General features: G+C 67.2%; 17 protein-coding genes. 9 read left to right on the plus strand and 8 right to left on the minus strand.

What is annotated here, in order from left to right:
• Window positions 1-80: 80 nt before the first annotated feature.
• Window positions 81-554, plus strand: coding sequence for a VOC family protein (locus WI26_RS07545; protein ID WP_069225634.1), 474 nt, complete (start codon window positions 81-83; stop codon window positions 552-554).
• 76 nt (window positions 555-630) lie between these two features.
• Here the strand turns inward: WI26_RS07545 and WI26_RS07550 are convergent, their stop codons facing one another.
• Window positions 631-1602, minus strand: a complete 972-nt coding sequence (locus tag WI26_RS07550; RefSeq protein WP_069225635.1) for a sensor domain-containing diguanylate cyclase — start codon at window positions 1600-1602, stop codon at window positions 631-633.
• A 308-nt stretch (window positions 1603-1910) separates the two neighbouring features.
• Between WI26_RS07550 and WI26_RS32655 the strand changes: the two genes are divergently transcribed.
• Complete coding sequence (locus WI26_RS32655; RefSeq protein ID WP_059467575.1) at window positions 1911-2129, plus strand: hypothetical protein; 219 nt, start codon at window positions 1911-1913, stop codon at window positions 2127-2129.
• Window positions 2130-2311: 182 nt separating this feature from the next.
• Here the strand turns inward: WI26_RS32655 and WI26_RS07560 are convergent, their stop codons facing one another.
• Both WI26_RS07560 and WI26_RS07565 read right to left on the minus strand, forming a co-directional pair.
• Entirely contained in the window at window positions 2312-2935 is a 624-nt protein-coding gene (locus WI26_RS07560; RefSeq protein WP_059467574.1) for a phospholipase D family protein, read from the minus strand.
• A gap of 208 nt (window positions 2936-3143) precedes the next feature.
• Window positions 3144-3626, minus strand: a complete 483-nt coding sequence (locus tag WI26_RS07565; protein ID WP_069225636.1) for a winged helix-turn-helix transcriptional regulator — start codon at window positions 3624-3626, stop codon at window positions 3144-3146.
• Between the two features lie 169 nt (window positions 3627-3795).
• On the opposite strand from WI26_RS07565, the gene WI26_RS07570 reads away from it, so the two are divergent.
• Window positions 3796-4233 carry a PaaI family thioesterase gene (locus WI26_RS07570; RefSeq protein WP_059467572.1) on the plus strand — a complete coding sequence of 146 codons (438 nt, stop codon included), beginning with the start codon at window positions 3796-3798 and terminating at the stop codon, window positions 4231-4233.
• Between the two features lie 169 nt (window positions 4234-4402).
• Window positions 4403-5455, plus strand: coding sequence for an NADP(H)-dependent aldo-keto reductase (locus WI26_RS07575; protein WP_069225637.1), 1053 nt, complete (start codon window positions 4403-4405; stop codon window positions 5453-5455).
• An 83-nt stretch (window positions 5456-5538) separates the two neighbouring features.
• Here the strand turns inward: WI26_RS07575 and WI26_RS07580 are convergent, their stop codons facing one another.
• Both WI26_RS07580 and WI26_RS07585 read right to left on the minus strand, forming a co-directional pair.
• Entirely contained in the window at window positions 5539-6825 is a 1287-nt protein-coding gene (locus tag WI26_RS07580) for an MFS transporter (RefSeq protein WP_059537328.1), read from the minus strand.
• 35 nt (window positions 6826-6860) lie between these two features.
• Window positions 6861-8282 carry a M20 family metallopeptidase gene (locus WI26_RS07585; protein WP_069225638.1) on the minus strand — a complete coding sequence of 474 codons (1422 nt, stop codon included), beginning with the start codon at window positions 8280-8282 and terminating at the stop codon, window positions 6861-6863.
• A gap of 165 nt (window positions 8283-8447) precedes the next feature.
• Here WI26_RS07585 and WI26_RS07590 point away from each other — a divergent pair, with 165 nt between their 5' ends.
• The 4 genes from WI26_RS07590 (at window position 8448) to WI26_RS07605 (ending at window position 12278) form a co-directional block, all read left to right on the plus strand.
• Entirely contained in the window at window positions 8448-9401 is a 954-nt protein-coding gene (locus tag WI26_RS07590; protein WP_059510760.1) for a LysR family transcriptional regulator, read from the plus strand.
• A gap of 64 nt (window positions 9402-9465) precedes the next feature.
• On the plus strand, window positions 9466-10593 hold the full coding sequence (mnmH, locus tag WI26_RS07595; RefSeq protein WP_069225639.1) for a tRNA 2-selenouridine(34) synthase MnmH: 1128 nt from the start codon (window positions 9466-9468) through the stop codon (window positions 10591-10593).
• Window positions 10590-11648 (plus strand): permease, encoded by a 1059-nt coding sequence (locus WI26_RS07600; RefSeq protein WP_069225640.1) that lies wholly within the window; start codon window positions 10590-10592, stop codon window positions 11646-11648. The genes mnmH and WI26_RS07600 overlap by 4 nt, the downstream gene beginning before the upstream one ends.
• A gap of 207 nt (window positions 11649-11855) precedes the next feature.
• Window positions 11856-12278 carry a hypothetical protein gene (locus tag WI26_RS07605; RefSeq protein ID WP_059449632.1) on the plus strand — a complete coding sequence of 141 codons (423 nt, stop codon included), beginning with the start codon at window positions 11856-11858 and terminating at the stop codon, window positions 12276-12278.
• 51 nt (window positions 12279-12329) lie between these two features.
• Here the strand turns inward: WI26_RS07605 and WI26_RS07610 are convergent, their stop codons facing one another.
• The 3 genes from WI26_RS07610 to WI26_RS32165 all read right to left on the minus strand — a co-directional run bounded on the left by WI26_RS07610 (window position 12330) and on the right by WI26_RS32165 (window position 14413).
• Window positions 12330-13163: an ABC transporter permease gene (locus tag WI26_RS07610; RefSeq protein WP_059467565.1), complete on the minus strand. Its 834-nt coding sequence runs from the start codon at window positions 13161-13163 to the stop codon at window positions 12330-12332.
• A 6-nt stretch (window positions 13164-13169) separates the two neighbouring features.
• The gene (nodI, locus tag WI26_RS07615; protein WP_059467564.1) at window positions 13170-14084 is read right to left on the minus strand and encodes a nodulation factor ABC transporter ATP-binding protein NodI; all 915 of its coding nucleotides are present in this window, start codon (window positions 14082-14084) and stop codon (window positions 13170-13172) included.
• A 164-nt stretch (window positions 14085-14248) separates the two neighbouring features.
• Window positions 14249-14413: a hypothetical protein gene (locus tag WI26_RS32165; RefSeq protein WP_155623351.1), complete on the minus strand. Its 165-nt coding sequence runs from the start codon at window positions 14411-14413 to the stop codon at window positions 14249-14251.
• Between WI26_RS32165 and WI26_RS07620 the strand changes: the two genes are divergently transcribed.
• Window positions 14412-14909 carry a universal stress protein gene (locus WI26_RS07620; RefSeq protein ID WP_040127369.1) on the plus strand — a complete coding sequence of 166 codons (498 nt, stop codon included), beginning with the start codon at window positions 14412-14414 and terminating at the stop codon, window positions 14907-14909. The two genes, WI26_RS32165 and WI26_RS07620, sit on opposite strands and share 2 nt — an antisense overlap.
• Window positions 14910-14992 lie beyond the last annotated feature (83 nt).

The raw sequence follows: 14992 nt of genomic DNA on the forward strand, positions 1-14992 counted from the left end.
TCCGTCGTAGCATCGGAGGCGTGCGCATCGTGCGTGCGTCCCGATTTCCGACACGATAATCGACTGAAGGAGCGACACTCATGGCCACGTCCGTCAACCCGATCCCGGAAGGGATGCGCACGCTGACCCCGCATCTGATCTGCGCCGGCGCCGCCGAAGCCATCGACTTCTACAAGCGTGCGTTCAACGCGACCGAACGATTTCGCCTGCCGACCCCGGACGGCCGGCTCGCGCACGCGTGCCTTGCAATCGGTGACTCGACGCTGATGCTCGTCGATGAAATGCCGGAGCACGGTGCACTCGGGCCGAAGACGCTGAACGGCACGCCGGTCTGCCTCCACTTGTTCGTGCCGGACACCGATGCGGCGATCGCGCAGGCCGTCGCGGCCGGCGCGACCGTCAGGATGCCGGCCGCCGACATGTTCTGGGGCGATCGCTATGGCCAGGTGGAGGATCCGTTCGGCCATCGCTGGTCGATCGCGACCCACCAGCGCGACCTGACGCCCGAGCAGATCGCGGAAGCGATGGCGAGCGCGCCGCCGTGCGGAAGCTGACCGAGCGGCGCGTATCGGACTGAACGCGGCTTGCGGCCGCGGCATCGATGCGTATCGGCGAGCGATTCGTCCGCGCTCAGGCGCCGGCGGCTTTGCCGCGCAGTTTGTCCTCGTACATGCGGCGATCGGCCGATTCGAGCAGGTCGGCCACCGCGCGATGTCGCGCGGCATCGTATGCGACGTAGCCGACACTGAACCGGATCGAATAGCCGCGTGCGTCGGCCGCGTTGCGCAGCGCGAGCGCCTGCGTGACGCGCTCGATCGGCTCGCCGACGTCGGCCGGATGGCTGGCGCTCAGCAGCACGACGAATTCGTCGCCGCCGAGCCGTGCGATTACATCGCTGTCGCGCAGCGCACCGGTGAGCGTGTCCGCAAAGACCTTGAGCGCGCGGTCGCCTTCGGCGTGTCCGAAGCGGTCGTTGATCGCCTTGAAGTCGTTCAGGTCGAAGAACAGCAGAACCGCGTGCCGGCCCAGGCGCTCGCAGAGGCTCAGCACGTGGCGCGCGAGAATCTCGAAGCCGCGCCGGTTCGTCAGTTGGGTCAGCTCGTCGGTCGTCGCGAGATGCAGCGCCGCGATTTCGCGCTCGGTCATATGCGCGAGATCGCCGAGCAGCGCGAGGTCGTCGACGGAGAGTTCGCGCGGTCGCGTGTCGATCAGGCACAGCGTGCCGACGGGTGCGCCGTTCGGCGCGGCAAGCGGCCGGCCCGCGTAGAAGCGGATGCCGGGCTGGCCGGTGACGAGCGGATTGTCGTGGAAGCGATCGTCGTTGCGCGCGTCCTGGATCACCATCGTTTCGTCCGCGAGCAGCGCGTGTGCGCAGAACGAAACATCACGCGAGGTCTGCGTGGCGTCGAGACCCGAATGACTCTTGAACCACTGGCGGTTCTCGTCGACGAGGCTGACGAGTGCGATTGGAACGTCGAACAACCGGCGCGCGAGGCGCGTGAGACGGTCGAACCGTTCTTCCGGCGGAGTGTCGAGGATCGACAGTGAATGAAGCGTCTCGAGCCGGGCCGCCTCGTCGACCGGTTTGGGAGCAATCTGCATGGGCCTTTGTCTCTGGTCCCGGCTGCGGAGCCGGTCATCGATCGTGTCTGTATGTCGCGCCGAGCGTGCGCAAGCCCGTCGGCGCATTTCTGCCGATATCGTCGCGCTCGACGAGCGCACGCCGGACAGTATCGCGCATTCGGCATCGCGCTGCCACGTCCGCGTTGTCCGGCGTTGCCATGTCGACGCGACGCGAATGCTTCGCGTGTCGTGCGTTGCCGCCGGACGTGCAATTTGAGAGCCGGCGGCTCAAGCTCTCCGGCGCGATGCCGTAAACAGGGCAAGATCAATCGCCCATCCACCGCACCATGGTCCGAATTCTGTACGCGGGGTATCTCGCGTTGGCGCTGTATTTGCTCTATCCCATGGTCCAGGACACGCTGACCTTCAGTGCGGACTGCGTACTCGGCGCGCTGCCGGGCGGGGCTCGCGATCGACCGAAGCCTTCGGCCAGCGATGCGCGCGCGCATGCGAGCCGGTGTGTCGCGACCACGCAGCTCTCGGAGCGATCGCCCGACATCCATTGATTTCTTCGACCGGTTCCACCGATCGCGGCGCCGTCACGCGCGGCGCGCAGGCCATTCGGCCAGATTGAGCGGCATGCAATGCGCACCGATCATCGACGACATCGCGGCGCGCAAGCATGCAACGATGCGCGTCGGCCGCGCCGCATGCGCGCGGTGCGTGGCGATCTCCAGCGTTCGAAGGCTCAGTACGACGAGCGGTACGGCGTGCCCTGGTCGAAGCGGCTTTGCCAATGCGCAAGGTAGCGCGACGCGAGCTGCGGATTGTTCCAGACCACGACGACGTTCTCGGAGTTGCGGCTGGCTGCCGACGCGCTGTAGTTGAACGAGCCCGTCTCGACATGTTCGGCATCGACCACGACATACTTGTCGTGGTGGATCGCATAGGCGTCGATCGTGCGTGTCGGGATGCCCGCGTTGACGAGCAGGTTCAGTGCCTGCTTGCTGCTCTTCGCGCGATTGCCCTTGTCGTCCACGACGACCGCGACATTCACGCCGCGCCGTTTCGCGGCAAGCAGCGCGCGCGTGACGGGCGGCGACGTGAACGAGTAGGCGGCCACGCGAATCGAGGTGCGCGCGGCGCCGATTGCTTTCAGCACGAGCGCCTCGGCACCGCCATCGGGCGAGAACGCAGATTCGACGACCTGCGTGGCGGGCGCCTCATGTGTCGGAGCCGGCAGAAGTTGCGCGATGAAGTCGATCGCCTGCTGCAGCAGCGATTCGTTGTGCGTCTTGCCGAAGGCGGCGAAAGGTGTGGCGAGCAGGGTGGCGGCGAGACAGGCGGCGGCGAGGCGTTGGCGCGACAACATCTTGGACAGCGAATGAATTTGAGACAGCGGGCCGTGAGTGTAACGCAGACACGGTGGCGTGGTCACGCCCGGATGCGAATGCGCGCGCATCGTCTGACGGCCCGGCGCGGTCGATGTGGCGAGGTCCATCGTGCCGAGCGGTATCTGCATCTTCTCGGCGGCCGTGCGGCGCTGCCATGCGCACACGACAGGCGCTCCGCGCTACGCGTCAGGCATCGAGCGGTCCGGTCGCCTCGCGTGCGATCCATCCGGGCCCGGGCTCCGGCTGCACGTCGTGCGCGTCGAGCGGCTCGCCGCACGCCGAGCACACCGGGACTGCATGCATCAGCTGACCACAGGCGCGATGGCGCAATTGCACCGGCGGCCCCTGGCCGTCGTCCTTCCAGCGATCGCCCCATGTCATCAGTGCGAGCAGGGCCGGGTAGAGGTCGAGGCCTTTTTCCGTCAACCGGTATTCGAAACGTGGCGGGCGCTCCTGATATGCGCGCTTGACCAGCACGCCTTCGTCGACGAGGCGCGCGAGACGTTCGGCCAGTACGTGGCGCGTGAGGCCCAGTTGCGTCTGGAACGCATCGAAGCGGCGGCAGCCGAGAAACGCGTTGCGCAGGATCAGCATGGTCCACCGATCGCCGAGCACGGCGAGCGTGCGCGCGACCGAACAGTTCAGCGTGCCGATGTCATCCCATTTCATGATCGAGTCTCGTGCGGCGGTTCAGCGAAGGAGTGGGTTCGATTATAGAACTTGCGTTCGGCTGCAACGGGCCGTGACCGCGTTGACAAGCCCGGGGCGGTTGTCAATAATTAGTTCCAATTTGGAACTTACTGGCGCGGCGACGCGCTTTCAACCAGGAGACAACCCGATGAATCCGCTTTCCCTGTCCGGTCTCGAACTGCTGCGCGCGGCAGCGGCCGGCGATCTGCCGCTCGCGTCGATCTCGGAAACGATCCCGATGCGGCCGCTGGGCGTCGAGCTCGGTTACGTGAAGATGTCCGCGCGTGCGGACGGCCGGCACCTGAATCCGCTCGGCGGCGTGCATGGCGGGTTCGCCGCAACGGTGCTCGATTCGGTCACGGGATGCGCGGTGCATTCGATGCTCGATGCGGGCGTTGGTTACGGCACTGTCGACCTGCATGTGAAAATGCTGCGTCCCGTGCCGCGCGACGTCGAACTGATCGCGGAGGGGCGCGTGATTCACCTGTCGCGTTCGCTCGGCGTCGCGGAAGGCACGCTGAAGACGCCCGACGACAAGATCGTTGCGCACGCATCGGCGACCTGCTTCATTCAGCGGCCGCAGTGACGCAGCGGGCGTCATTCGCCGGCTCGGCCGCCCGACGTCAGGCGGACGACCGTACGAGCGCGGGCCGGGTGCCCAGCGAAGGGCGCCTGTAAGCCAATGTGCCGGCCGTCTGAAGCGCGCGCTTCAATGTGATAGCGTTCCTGCTTTCCACTGACGCGACAGGAACAGCATGGAATACCGCACACTCGGCGATTCGGGCATCGAGGTCAGCCTGATCGGCCTCGGCACGATGACGTGGGGCGAGCAGAATTCTGAACGCGACGCCCACGAGCAGATCGATTACGCGCTCGGGCAGGGCGTTACGCTGATCGATACCGCGGAGATGTACCCTGTGCCGCCGAAGCCCGATACCCAGGGGCGCACGGAGCAGTACATCGGCACCTGGCTCGCGCAGCATCGTGCCCAGCGCGACCGGATCGTGCTCGCGACGAAGATCGCGGGCCCGGCCCGGCAGCCGCACAATCCGCGCCATATTCGCGGCGAAGGCAATCAGTTCGACCGCAAGAACCTCACCGAGGCGCTCGACGGCAGCCTCAAGCGCCTGCAGACCGACTATGTCGACCTGTACCAGCTGCACTGGCCCGATCGCAGCACGACGACGTTCGGCCGCCCCGCATATCCGTGGGTCGATGATGCATATACGGTGCCGATCGAGGAAACGCTCGGCGTGCTCGCGGAGTTCGTGAAGGCCGGCAAGGTCCGCGCGATCGGGGTGTCGAACGAAACACCGTGGGGCGTCGCGAAGTTCCTGCGCGCGGCCGAGAAGCTCGGCTTGCCGCGTGTCGCCAGCATCCAGAATCCGTACAGCCTGCTGAACCGCACATTCGAGAACGGCCTGTCGGAGTTCACGCATCGCGACGGCGTCGGGCTGCTCGCATACTCGCCGCTCGCGTTCGGCTGGCTGTCCGGCAAGTACGAGAACGGTGCGCGTCCCGCTGGCGCGCGCATCACGCTGTTCGAGCGCTTCCAGCGTTACAGCAAGCCGCAGGCCGTCGAAGCGACGTCGCGCTACGTCGCGCTCGCGAAACGGCACGGGCTGTCGCCCGCGCAGCTCGCGCTCGCGTTCGTCAACAGCCGGCCGTTCGTGCGCAGCAACCTGGTCGGCGCGACATCGCTCGCGCAACTGAAGGAGAACATCGGCAGCGTCGACGTGACACTGTCCGACGAGATCCTCGCCGAGATCGACGCGCTGCACGAACGGCAGCCGAACCCGGCGCCGTAAACGGCGAGGGGCCCGCGCGGCACGGTGCCGCGACGGGCCGCGTCCGATGCGCATTGCCGCGCGGTGGTTTCTTTCGTGAGCGGTCAGCGCATCCCGAGCCGCGTGCGCGCGACCAGCAATGCGACGAGACTCAGCACCGCGCAGCCCATCAGGTACAGCGCCGGCGACAGCCGGTTGCCGGTCGCGCCGATCAGCCACGTGATCATGAACGGCGCGAAGCCGCCGAACAGCGTGACGCCCGTGTTGTAGCTGACGGCGAGGCCGGTCGCGCGGGTCTGCGCCGGAAACAGTTCGGCCATCAGCGCCGGCAGCGCGCCGCAGTACGTCGCCTTCAACAGTCCGATCCAGATCAGCGCGGCAAGCATCGTCGCAAACGACGCGTGATGCGAGAGCCACGCGAACGTCGGCCAGACGGTGGCGAGCATCAGCACGGCCGCGGCCGCCATCACGCGGATCCGCCCGGTGCGATCGGAGAGGTGGCCGACGAGCGGCGTGACGAGCGTCAGCACGAAGCCGGTCGCAAGCGTCGCCGCGAAGCCCGTCGATGCCGGCAGCCCGAGCTGCTTGATCGCATACGTTGGCATGTACAGCACCATGTAGTTGATCGCGGTCGAGATCACGAGCACGCCGATCGACAGCAGCACGCGCATCTTCTGGTCCGCGAACAGCTCGCGCACGGGTGCTTCGGAGCGCGCCTGCGTCTTGAACTCGATTCCCTCGTCGACGTAGCGGCGGATGTAGAGCCCGACCGGGCCGATCGCGAGGCCGAACAGGAACGGCACGCGCCACCCCCAGCTTTCGAGTTGCGCGACGCTCAGCGTCGACGTAAGCAGCGCACCGAAGCCCGATGCGAGCAGCGTCGCGAGGCCCTGGCTCGCGAACTGCCAGCTCGACATGAAGCCGCGCCGCTGCGGCGCGTGTTCGACGAGGAACGCCGTTGAGCTGGCGAATTCGCCGCCGGCGGAAAAGCCCTGCATCAGCCGCGACAGCATGATCCCGAGCGGCGCGAGGATGCCGATCGATGCATAGGTCGGCATCAGTGCGATCAGCAGCGTGCCGGCCATCATCATCCCGATCGACAGCAGCAGCGACGCCTTGCGGCCCGCGCGGTCCGCGTAGGCGCCGAGCACGAAACCGCCGATCGGCCGGATCAGGTAGGACAACCCGAACGTGCCGAGCGTGAGCAGCAGCGACGTCGCCTCGCTCGTCGCGGGGAAGAACAGCTTGGCGATCGTCACCGCGAAAAAGCCGTAGACGATCAGGTCGAACCATTCGAGCGCATTGCCGATCGACGCGGCGAAGATGATGCGCCGGATCTTCGCGGCGCTGGGTCGCGCGGCGTCCTGCGAGGTCAGGGTGGTCGTATTCATCGTGTGAGCAGGTCCCGAGAAAGGGGCGAAGCGCGTTACAGGGCGGCGCCGGCTGCGGCGGCACCCGCGCGGCGAACAGGCGGTGCGGCCTCGCCGAGATCCCAGAAGAGGCCGGCCATCATCTGCAGTCCCTCGCGCACGACGCTCGCGAGCAGGTGCTCGTCGGGCGCGTGCTGCGAGCATGCCGGATACGAGTGCGGCACCCACAGCGTCGGCAGCCCCAGCGTATCGGCGAACACTTCGTTCGGCAGCGTGCCGCCGAGGTTCGGCAGGATCGCGGGCTTCTTGCCGGTCGTGCGCGCGAGCGACGCGACAGCCCAGCGGACCCACGGATCGTCCGGCGGGAGGCGCGTCGCCGGCGCGCCGCGTTCGACGTCGATCTCGATGTCGGCGAAGCCGTGCGCATCGAGATGCGCGCGCAGGTGCGCATGCAATGCCTCCCAGTCAGTGCCGACCACGAAACGCAACTGGCAGTGCGCATACGCGACGGGCGGAATCGCATTGACCGGATGTTCGGGATTGCCGGCCTTGAACGCGAGGATCTCGAGCGTGTTCCAGCCGAACACGCGTTCGGCGGCGGAAAGGCCCGGCTCGCCCCAGTCGGCGTCAAGCGCCGGATCGCCGGGGCCGCCGCCGACGGACAGGTCGGCGAGCGCGGCCCGCACGGCCGCCGGGATCGGCGGCGGCCGCAGCCCCGCGACGCGAATCGCACCGCGCGCGTCGACGAGGCTAGCCAGCGCGTTCGCGAGCACGGTCGCCGGGTTGCGCAGCAGCCCGCCCCAGTTGCCGGAGTGATGGCCGCCGTCGCGTGCGCGCAGGCCGAGCCTGAAGTTGACGGAGCCGCGCGAGCCGAGGAACACGGTCGGACGTTCGGCGGTGAGGCGCGGCCCGTCGGACGCGATCAGCACGTCGGCGGCGAGCGCGTTGCGTTCCTGGCGGCACACTGCGTCGAGGCCCGGCGACCCCGTTTCCTCGCCCATCTCGATCAGCAGTTTCGCGTTGAAGCCGAGCCGGCCGCCGCGCGCGTCGAGCACGCTCGCCAGCGCGGCCAGGTTGATCGTGTGCTGGCCCTTGTTGTCGGCACTGCCGCGGCCGTACCAGCGATCGCCGTCGGCGGTCAGCGTCCACGGCGACAGCGGCGCGCGCCATTGCGCGTCGTAGCCGCGCACGACGTCGCCATGACCATAGACGAGCACGGTCGGCAGCGCGTCGTCCTCGTGGCGCGACGCCAGCAGGAACGGGCCGCCGCCGTCGACCGGGTTCTCGACGATCCGCGACGTGAAGCCCAGACGCGCGGCCTCCGGCGCGATCTCGTCGGTCAGGTAGGCGCGCAGCGCGGCGCCCGAGCCGCTGTCCTGGCTTTCGGTGCGCAGGCCGATGCGGCGGCTCAGGGTGGTGAAGAACGCGCCCGATTCGAACTGGTTCAGTGCGTGCTGAATGGCGGCGGTACGGCTCAAGTCGTGTCTCCTGTGTCGGTTTTTGCGGCGGGCGCGGCGCGCACGGCTGGGAGTGCGATCGATTCTAGAAAGCCGTTTTTTTTGTCACAATGATCGAATTTCGAACATTTCTTTGCCAAAAAGGCAAAGCTGGGCGGCCTGGAAGACAGGCCCGGGGACAGAACGATGGCGGCTTTCCTGCATGGTCTTGCGCTGCGGTATTTCGTCGAAGTGGCGCGCACCGGGTCGATCAGCGACGCATCCACGAGGCTACACGTGGCCGTCTCGGCCATCAGCCGGCAGATCGCAAAGCTCGAGAGCGAGCTCGGCGCGCCGCTGTTCGAGCGCCGGCCGCGAGGGATGGCGTTGTCGGAAGCCGGTGAACGGCTGCTGGGCTTCGCGCAGCGCAGCCTGCTGGAGGCCGAGCATGTGATGAAGGAAATCGGCGGGCTGGAGGCGCTGCACGGCAGCCTGTTGAAGATCGCCTGCTCGGAGGGGTTCGCGATCGATTTCCTGCCGGGTGCGCTCGCAGGCTTCAAGGCGCGCCACCCGGGCGTCGATTTCTCGGTGTGGGTCGTGTCGCCGGCGGAGGCGACACGGCGCGTGCGCGACGGCGATGCAGACATCGGGCTGACGTTCAGCCTGGCGCCGGAGCAGGGCGTGCGCGTCGAACACACGGAGCGTGCGCCGGTATTCGCGCTCGTGCGGCGCGACCATCCGCTCGCGGCGCACGACTCGGTGTCGCTCGCCGATGTCGCGCGGCATCCGCATGTGCTGCCCGAGGCCGGCACGACGGTGCGCCAGTTGATCGACATCGCGTGCGTGCTCGACGGGCTCATGCTCGAGCCGGAGCTGACCAGCAACAACACTGCCGTGATGTATCGCTACGCGCAGCGTACCGGCGCGGTGATGTTTACGGGACTGCTATCGGTGCGGGACCGTTTCGACGCCGACGGTTTCGTCGTCGTGCCCGTCACGAATCCGCAGTTGCGCGAGCGCAGCATCCAGGTGCAGACCATGGCGGGGCGCGATCTGCCCGCGTCGGTGCGCGCGTTTCGCGACCATCTGATCGACGTGATGAGCAGCGTGTCGTCCCCGCCGGTCGCCAAGCGCGGCCCGAGACGCCCGGGCATGAGATAATCGCGAATCCGCCTTCCGTGCCCGTGCGGCTCGCCGAGCCGCATCGCCCCTGTTCGACGCCAAATTGAAGAACCTGATTGTCACCCTCGATCGCGCCGGCGAGTTCGACGAGATCATCGACGTGCGTACGCCGCTCGAATTCGCCGAGGACCATATTCCCGGCGCGCTGAACGCGCCCGTGCTCAGCAACGAGGAGCGCGTGATCGTCGGCACGATGTACCGCCAGGTGTCGCCGTACGAGGCGACGCGCGTCGGCGCGGCGATGGTCGCGCGCAACATCGCGCGCCATCTCGACACGACGTTCGCCGACCGCCCGCGCAACTGGCGGCCGCTGATCTACTGCTGGCGCGGCGGCAAGCGCTCGGGGTCGATGACGACCTGGTTCAACCTGATTGGCTGGCAGGCTCGGCAGCTAGACGGCGGCTACAAGGCGTATCGCCGCTCGGTGTGCGCGACGCTCGACACGTTGCCCACCCGCTTTCGCTACATCGCGCTCGTCGGTCACACGGGCTGCGGCAAGACGCGGCTCCTGAACGCGCTGCGCGACGAAGGCGCACAGACGCTCGATCTCGAGGCGCTCGCGTGCCATCGCGGCTCGCTGCTCGGTGCGTTGCCGGGCGTGTCCCAGCCGACGCAGAAGTCGTTCGACTCCGGGCTCGTCGGCGCGCTCGAGCGTTTCGACCCCGCGTGGCCAGTGTTTGTCGAATCGGAAAGCCGCAAGATCGGGCTCGTGCAGTTGCCGCTCGCGTTGCTGGACGCGTTTCGCGCGGGGCCGTGGGTGCAGGTCGAGGCGGCGCATGACGAACGCGTCGCCTTCCTGCTCGAAGACTACGCTCATCTGTTCGATGAACCGGCGGTGTTCAAGGCTCAGCTCGAGCGACTGATTGGTTTGCACAGTCGGGAAGAGGTCGCGGCCTGGAACGCATTGATCGACGCGAACGAGCGCACCGAACTGTTCCGCACGCTGATCGACAAGCATTACGATCCCGCGTATGCGCGCACCTATCGTTCGTCGTACGACAAGCCGAACCGTGCACTCACGTTTACTTTCCGGCCGAACGCGACCGATGGGCGCCGGCAGGCGCGTGCGCTGCTCGATGCGCTCGCGCAGTCCGGGCTGCCGGCATCGCCCGCCGCCGGCGCGGCGGCGCGAGCCGATACCGACAACAACCCTACGACCACCACACGATGACGACCACACGCACTCAACCCAGTCCGGCGCTCGGCTTGATGACCTTCCTGCTGATCGCGGTCGCGGGACTGTTCTACGTGAAATGGTTCCCGTATTACAACAAGGCGTTCGTCGCCGCCGAGCATCATTCGATCGGCCAGTCGATCCTGATGGGCACGTCGTCGAGCGCGCCGGAGCCGTCGCTGAAGGCGGCTCTCGACTATGCGTGGGCATACGGCAAGGCGATCTGGCAGGCCATGGTGCTCGGCCTGCTGCTCGGCTCGGCCGTGCAGGCGCTGCTGCCGGCGCACTGGGTTGCACGCGCACTCGGTCGCACGGGCTTCGGCAGTGTCGCCGCGGGCGGCCTGCTGTCGCTGCCGGGCATGATGTGCACGTGCTGCGCGGCGCCGGTCGTCGCGGGCCTGCGCGCGCGGCACGCGTCGCCGGGCGGCGCGGTCGCGTTCTGGCTCGGCAACACGGTGCTGAATCCGGCCGCGCTGGTGTTCATGGGCTTCGTGCTCGGCTGGCACTGGAGCGCGCTGCGGCTCGTGCTCGGCGTCGCGATGGTATTCGGGGGCGGCTATCTGCTGAACCGTATCGCGCGTCCCGAGGACCGCAGCATCGATGATGCGCAACTCGCCGCGCTGGTGGCCGAGCAGGCAGCCGCGGGCAATCCGTTCGTCCGCTGGATGAAGCTGCTTGCACGCATGGCCGTGCGGCTCGTGCCCGAATACATCGTGCTCGTGCTGCTGCTCGGCGCGGCGCGCGCGTGGCTGTTCCCGCATATCGGCCCGGACATCGGCAATCATCTCGGCTGGATCATTGCGTTCGCGGTCGCGGGCACGTTGTTCGTGATCCCGACGGCCGGCGAAGTGCCGATCATCCAGGCGATGCTGTCGCTCGGCATGGGTGTCGGCCCGGCCGCCGCGCTGCTGATGACGCTGCCGCCGATCAGCGTGCCGTCGCTCGCGATGCTCGCGCGCTCGTTCAAGCCGTACATGCTGGCGATCGTCACGGGCCTCGTCATCGTGTTCGGGATCGTGAGCGGGCTGCTTGCGATCGCATTCGGGTTCTGACGGACACGCGGGCGGGACGGCCGGACAGGTGCGGCACGTGTGCACGATCAAGGTGCGAGCCGCGACGTGCCGGGCCGCCGGCGAGCGAGCCTGCGCGATGGCCGCTATGCCGCGCGCCGACCGATCCCGCCGCGCGACCGTCGTATTCATCCGGCGCCGCAGCTTCACGCGAGCGGTGCCCTTTACAAGAAGCAAACAGGAAAACGCATGACCCAACCGAAGATTCATCCTCGACTCGAAAAGGCGCTGACGCGCGGCGATCTCGCGATCCGCCAGGCCAATTCCGCGCGGGCGACTGCCGTGCTGAACGCGCTCGGCACGATGATCATCGAAGCCTCCGCCACGATCGGCGTCGAGGCCAGCATCGACATTCCGCAGGGCGACCGCATTTACGATCCGGTGAACGGCCTGTGGCCGCAGAAGATGCTGGTGTCGTTCGACGGTCCCGTCGACGAGGCCGACGCGGAAGAACTGCGCGCGGTCTACCTCGTCGCCGACGATCCGGGTACGCAGTTCCGCGTCGAATGGCATCGCGCCGACGGCAAGCTCGGTCGCCACGAGGGCGGCCCGCTGGCGACTGTCGCATTCCTGACCGACGTCGAGATCCCGTGGAGCGACGACGACGAGTAACGTCGTCGCCGTTTCATCGCAGCATCGAGCCGGCGCAGCGCGCGCCGGTCGTCAGCGCATCATCCGCCGCCGGAACAGCCACGCGGAGACCACGAATCCGCCGAGTGCATAGCCGGCGAGCACCGCGAGATGCAGGCCGACGTCCGTCGCCGGCCGGCCGAGCATCGCGGGGCGGATCAGTTCGACCGCGTTCGCGAGCGGCAACATCTGCGCCGCGTGCTGCGCGACCGGAGGCAATTGCGTGATCGGGAAGAACACGCCCGACAGCAGCAGCATCGGCGTCAGCACGAGCGTCTGATAGAACATGAAAAAATCGTAGGATGGCGCGAGCGCGGTGACGATCATCGCCGTGCTCGCGAACGCGAGGCCGGCGAGTGCGATCACGGGCAACGCCGCCAGCATCGACGGAAACCGCGCATAGCCAAGCAGGCCCGCGACGAGCATGATCGCGACGCCGGACAGCAGCGCCTTGCTCGCCCCCCAGACAATCTCCCCGAGCACGATGTCGCCCAGCGCGAGCGGCGTGTGCATGATCGCTTCCCAGGTGCGCTGCACGTGCATCCGCGAGAAGCCCGAATACATCGACTCGAAGCTCGCGGACATCATCACGCTCGAACCGACCGTGCCGGCCGCGAGGAACGCGATATACGACACGCCGTCGACGTGGCCGAGCATCAGACCGAGCCCGAACCCCAGCCCGAACAGGTAGATCATGGGATCCGCGAGATTGCCGAACAGCGAGGCGAGCGCGAGCTTGCGCCACACGAGGTAGTTGCGTCGCCACACGGCAATCCAGTTGGTGGCATTCGCGGGCAGCGCGATCGCGAAGCGTGATTCGCGTGGCGGTGCGGACGGCGCGGTGGCGGAATAGTTGCGTACGTCCATGATCGATCAGTCCTGCATTTCGCGGCCCGTGAGCCGCAGGAACACGTCCTCCAGATTGGCCGGACGATGCAGATAACGCAATCCCGTGCGACCCTTGAGCCGCGCACTGAGCGGCTCGGGATCGGTCACGTAGCAGAACAGCGTCTCGCCGCTGATCTCGGTGTGCTTCGCGAACGGCGCCAGTTCGTCGCGCAGCGCGACCGGTTCGGGCCCGTAGATCTCGATCACGTCGCAGCCGATTTCCGATTCGATCAGCGCGTGCGGCGCGCCTTCGGCGATCTTTCGGCCTTCCTCGATCACGCACAGCCGGTCGCACAGGCGCTCGGCTTCTTCCATGAAGTGCGTGGTGATGAGGATCGTCTTGCCGCGCGCGAGCAGCGATCTCAACCGCTCCCACATCAGGTGCCGCGCCTGCGGATCGAGGCCTGTCGTCGGCTCGTCGAGCACCAGCACGTCGGGATCGTTGACGAGCGCGCGAGCGAGCGTGAGGCGGCGCTTCATGCCGCCCGACAGCTCGCCGACCTTCGCATCGGCCTTGTTTTCCAGCTTCGCGAATTCGAGCAGCGGTTGCACGAGCGCGCGTGCGGCGTGTGCCGACATCCCGAAATAGCGGCTGAACACGAGCAGGTTCTCGCGGACCGTGAAGTCGGGGTCGAGATTGTCGAACTGCGGAACGACGCCGACGCGCTGGCGCGCATGCCGCGCGCGCGACGGAACCGGCTCGCCGCAGAGTGAAATGGTGCCGGCGTCGGGATACGCGAGGCCGAGCAGCATCTTCAGCGTCGTGGTCTTGCCGGCGCCGTTCGGCCCGAGCAGGCCATAGCATTCGCCGGCCTGCACGTGGAAGGACAGGTCGTTGACGACGAGCTTGTCGCCATAGCGCTTTTCGACGTTCCGGAAATCGATCGGTGCAACGGACATGGGCAGGTTGTCGTTGTAAGCGGACGCAGACGCCTTTCGCGGCCGGTCGGACGGACATGCCGGCCAGCGAACGGATCGGATGAATGCGTGTCACACGGGCATGACCGAGGCGAACGCACGTCGACGGCACGAACGGGCCATTCTAGTGCATCGTCTGCGTCTGTTCAGGGCGCGCCCGCGCGGCACGGTGCATGCGTGCATGGATCGTGCACCGCATCATCGCCGACGCGCCGCGCGTGGCGAATCAGCGTTTTCCATCCCTTGCGTCCGGGATTGCGGCGCACCATGATGAGTGCATAGGGTACGTAGTCGCGATAGGGAGGTTTCATGGCTAGCTACAACAAGATTCTGCTGTGCTACGACGGCACGCTCGAAGGACGCAAGGCATTGCGGTGCGGTGCCAATCTCGCGCTGGACCTGAAGGCGGAAACGCATTTGTTGTCGGTCGTCGACATGCGTTCGAGCATCGCGCAAAGCGCGGGGCTGCTGACCGACGTCGCGTGCGGCCGTTTCGAGGAAACCGCGCGCGAGATCCTGCAGGAAGGCGTGAACTGGCTGCGCGAGCGCGGCGTTCAGGCGGAAGGCCATTTCGCCTTTGGCTATCCGATCGACGAAATCGCGAATCTCGCGACGGAATTGAAGGTCGACCTCGTCGTCGTCGGCCATCGGTGCCGCAGCGGGTTGTCGAGATGGTGGATGGGGTCGGGCAACACACAGCTGCTCGACCGCGTGAACTGCAGCATTCTGGTCGCATGTTCGTCGGCGGAAGAGCAAAAGGCCGAGATCGCACGCGAACGCGAAGCGGCCACCGCGAGCGGCAAGTAACGCAAGGATCGTGCGACCGGCTGGGTCGTATCGCGATTCATGCCGGTCGCGCACGGTGCCGCTGGCATCTGCGCCGGTTGCGG

The sequence above is a fragment of the Burkholderia diffusa genome (assembly GCF_001718315.1).
In the GTDB taxonomy this organism is placed as follows: Bacteria; Pseudomonadota; Gammaproteobacteria; order Burkholderiales; family Burkholderiaceae; genus Burkholderia; species Burkholderia diffusa_B.

Excerpts from the sequence above, each read along its gene's own strand:
- WI26_RS07550 (WP_069225635.1), bottom strand. The coding sequence starts at position 1,602 with ATGCAGATTGCTCCCAAACCGGTCGACGAGGCGGCCCGGCTCGAGACG.
- WI26_RS07610 (WP_059467565.1), bottom strand. The coding sequence starts at position 13,163 with ATGGACGTACGCAACTATTCCGCCACCGCGCCGTCCGCACCGCCACGC.
- WI26_RS32165 (WP_155623351.1), bottom strand. The coding sequence starts at position 14,413 with ATGAAACCTCCCTATCGCGACTACGTACCCTATGCACTCATCATGGTG.
- WI26_RS07605 (WP_059449632.1), top strand. The coding sequence starts at position 11,856 with ATGACCCAACCGAAGATTCATCCTCGACTCGAAAAGGCGCTGACGCGC.
- WI26_RS07560 (WP_059467574.1), bottom strand. The coding sequence starts at position 2,935 with ATGTTGTCGCGCCAACGCCTCGCCGCCGCCTGTCTCGCCGCCACCCTG.
- WI26_RS07570 (WP_059467572.1), top strand. The coding sequence starts at position 3,796 with ATGAATCCGCTTTCCCTGTCCGGTCTCGAACTGCTGCGCGCGGCAGCG.
- WI26_RS32655 (WP_059467575.1), top strand. The coding sequence starts at position 1,911 with ATGGTCCGAATTCTGTACGCGGGGTATCTCGCGTTGGCGCTGTATTTG.
- WI26_RS07545 (WP_069225634.1), top strand. The coding sequence starts at position 81 with ATGGCCACGTCCGTCAACCCGATCCCGGAAGGGATGCGCACGCTGACC.
- WI26_RS07620 (WP_040127369.1), top strand. The coding sequence starts at position 14,412 with ATGGCTAGCTACAACAAGATTCTGCTGTGCTACGACGGCACGCTCGAA.
- nodI (WP_059467564.1), bottom strand. The coding sequence starts at position 14,084 with ATGTCCGTTGCACCGATCGATTTCCGGAACGTCGAAAAGCGCTATGGC.
- WI26_RS07600 (WP_069225640.1), top strand. The coding sequence starts at position 10,590 with ATGACGACCACACGCACTCAACCCAGTCCGGCGCTCGGCTTGATGACC.
- WI26_RS07575 (WP_069225637.1), top strand. The coding sequence starts at position 4,403 with ATGGAATACCGCACACTCGGCGATTCGGGCATCGAGGTCAGCCTGATC.
- WI26_RS07580 (WP_059537328.1), bottom strand. The coding sequence starts at position 6,825 with ATGAATACGACCACCCTGACCTCGCAGGACGCCGCGCGACCCAGCGCC.
- WI26_RS07565 (WP_069225636.1), bottom strand. The coding sequence starts at position 3,626 with ATGAAATGGGATGACATCGGCACGCTGAACTGTTCGGTCGCGCGCACG.
- WI26_RS07590 (WP_059510760.1), top strand. The coding sequence starts at position 8,448 with ATGGCGGCTTTCCTGCATGGTCTTGCGCTGCGGTATTTCGTCGAAGTG.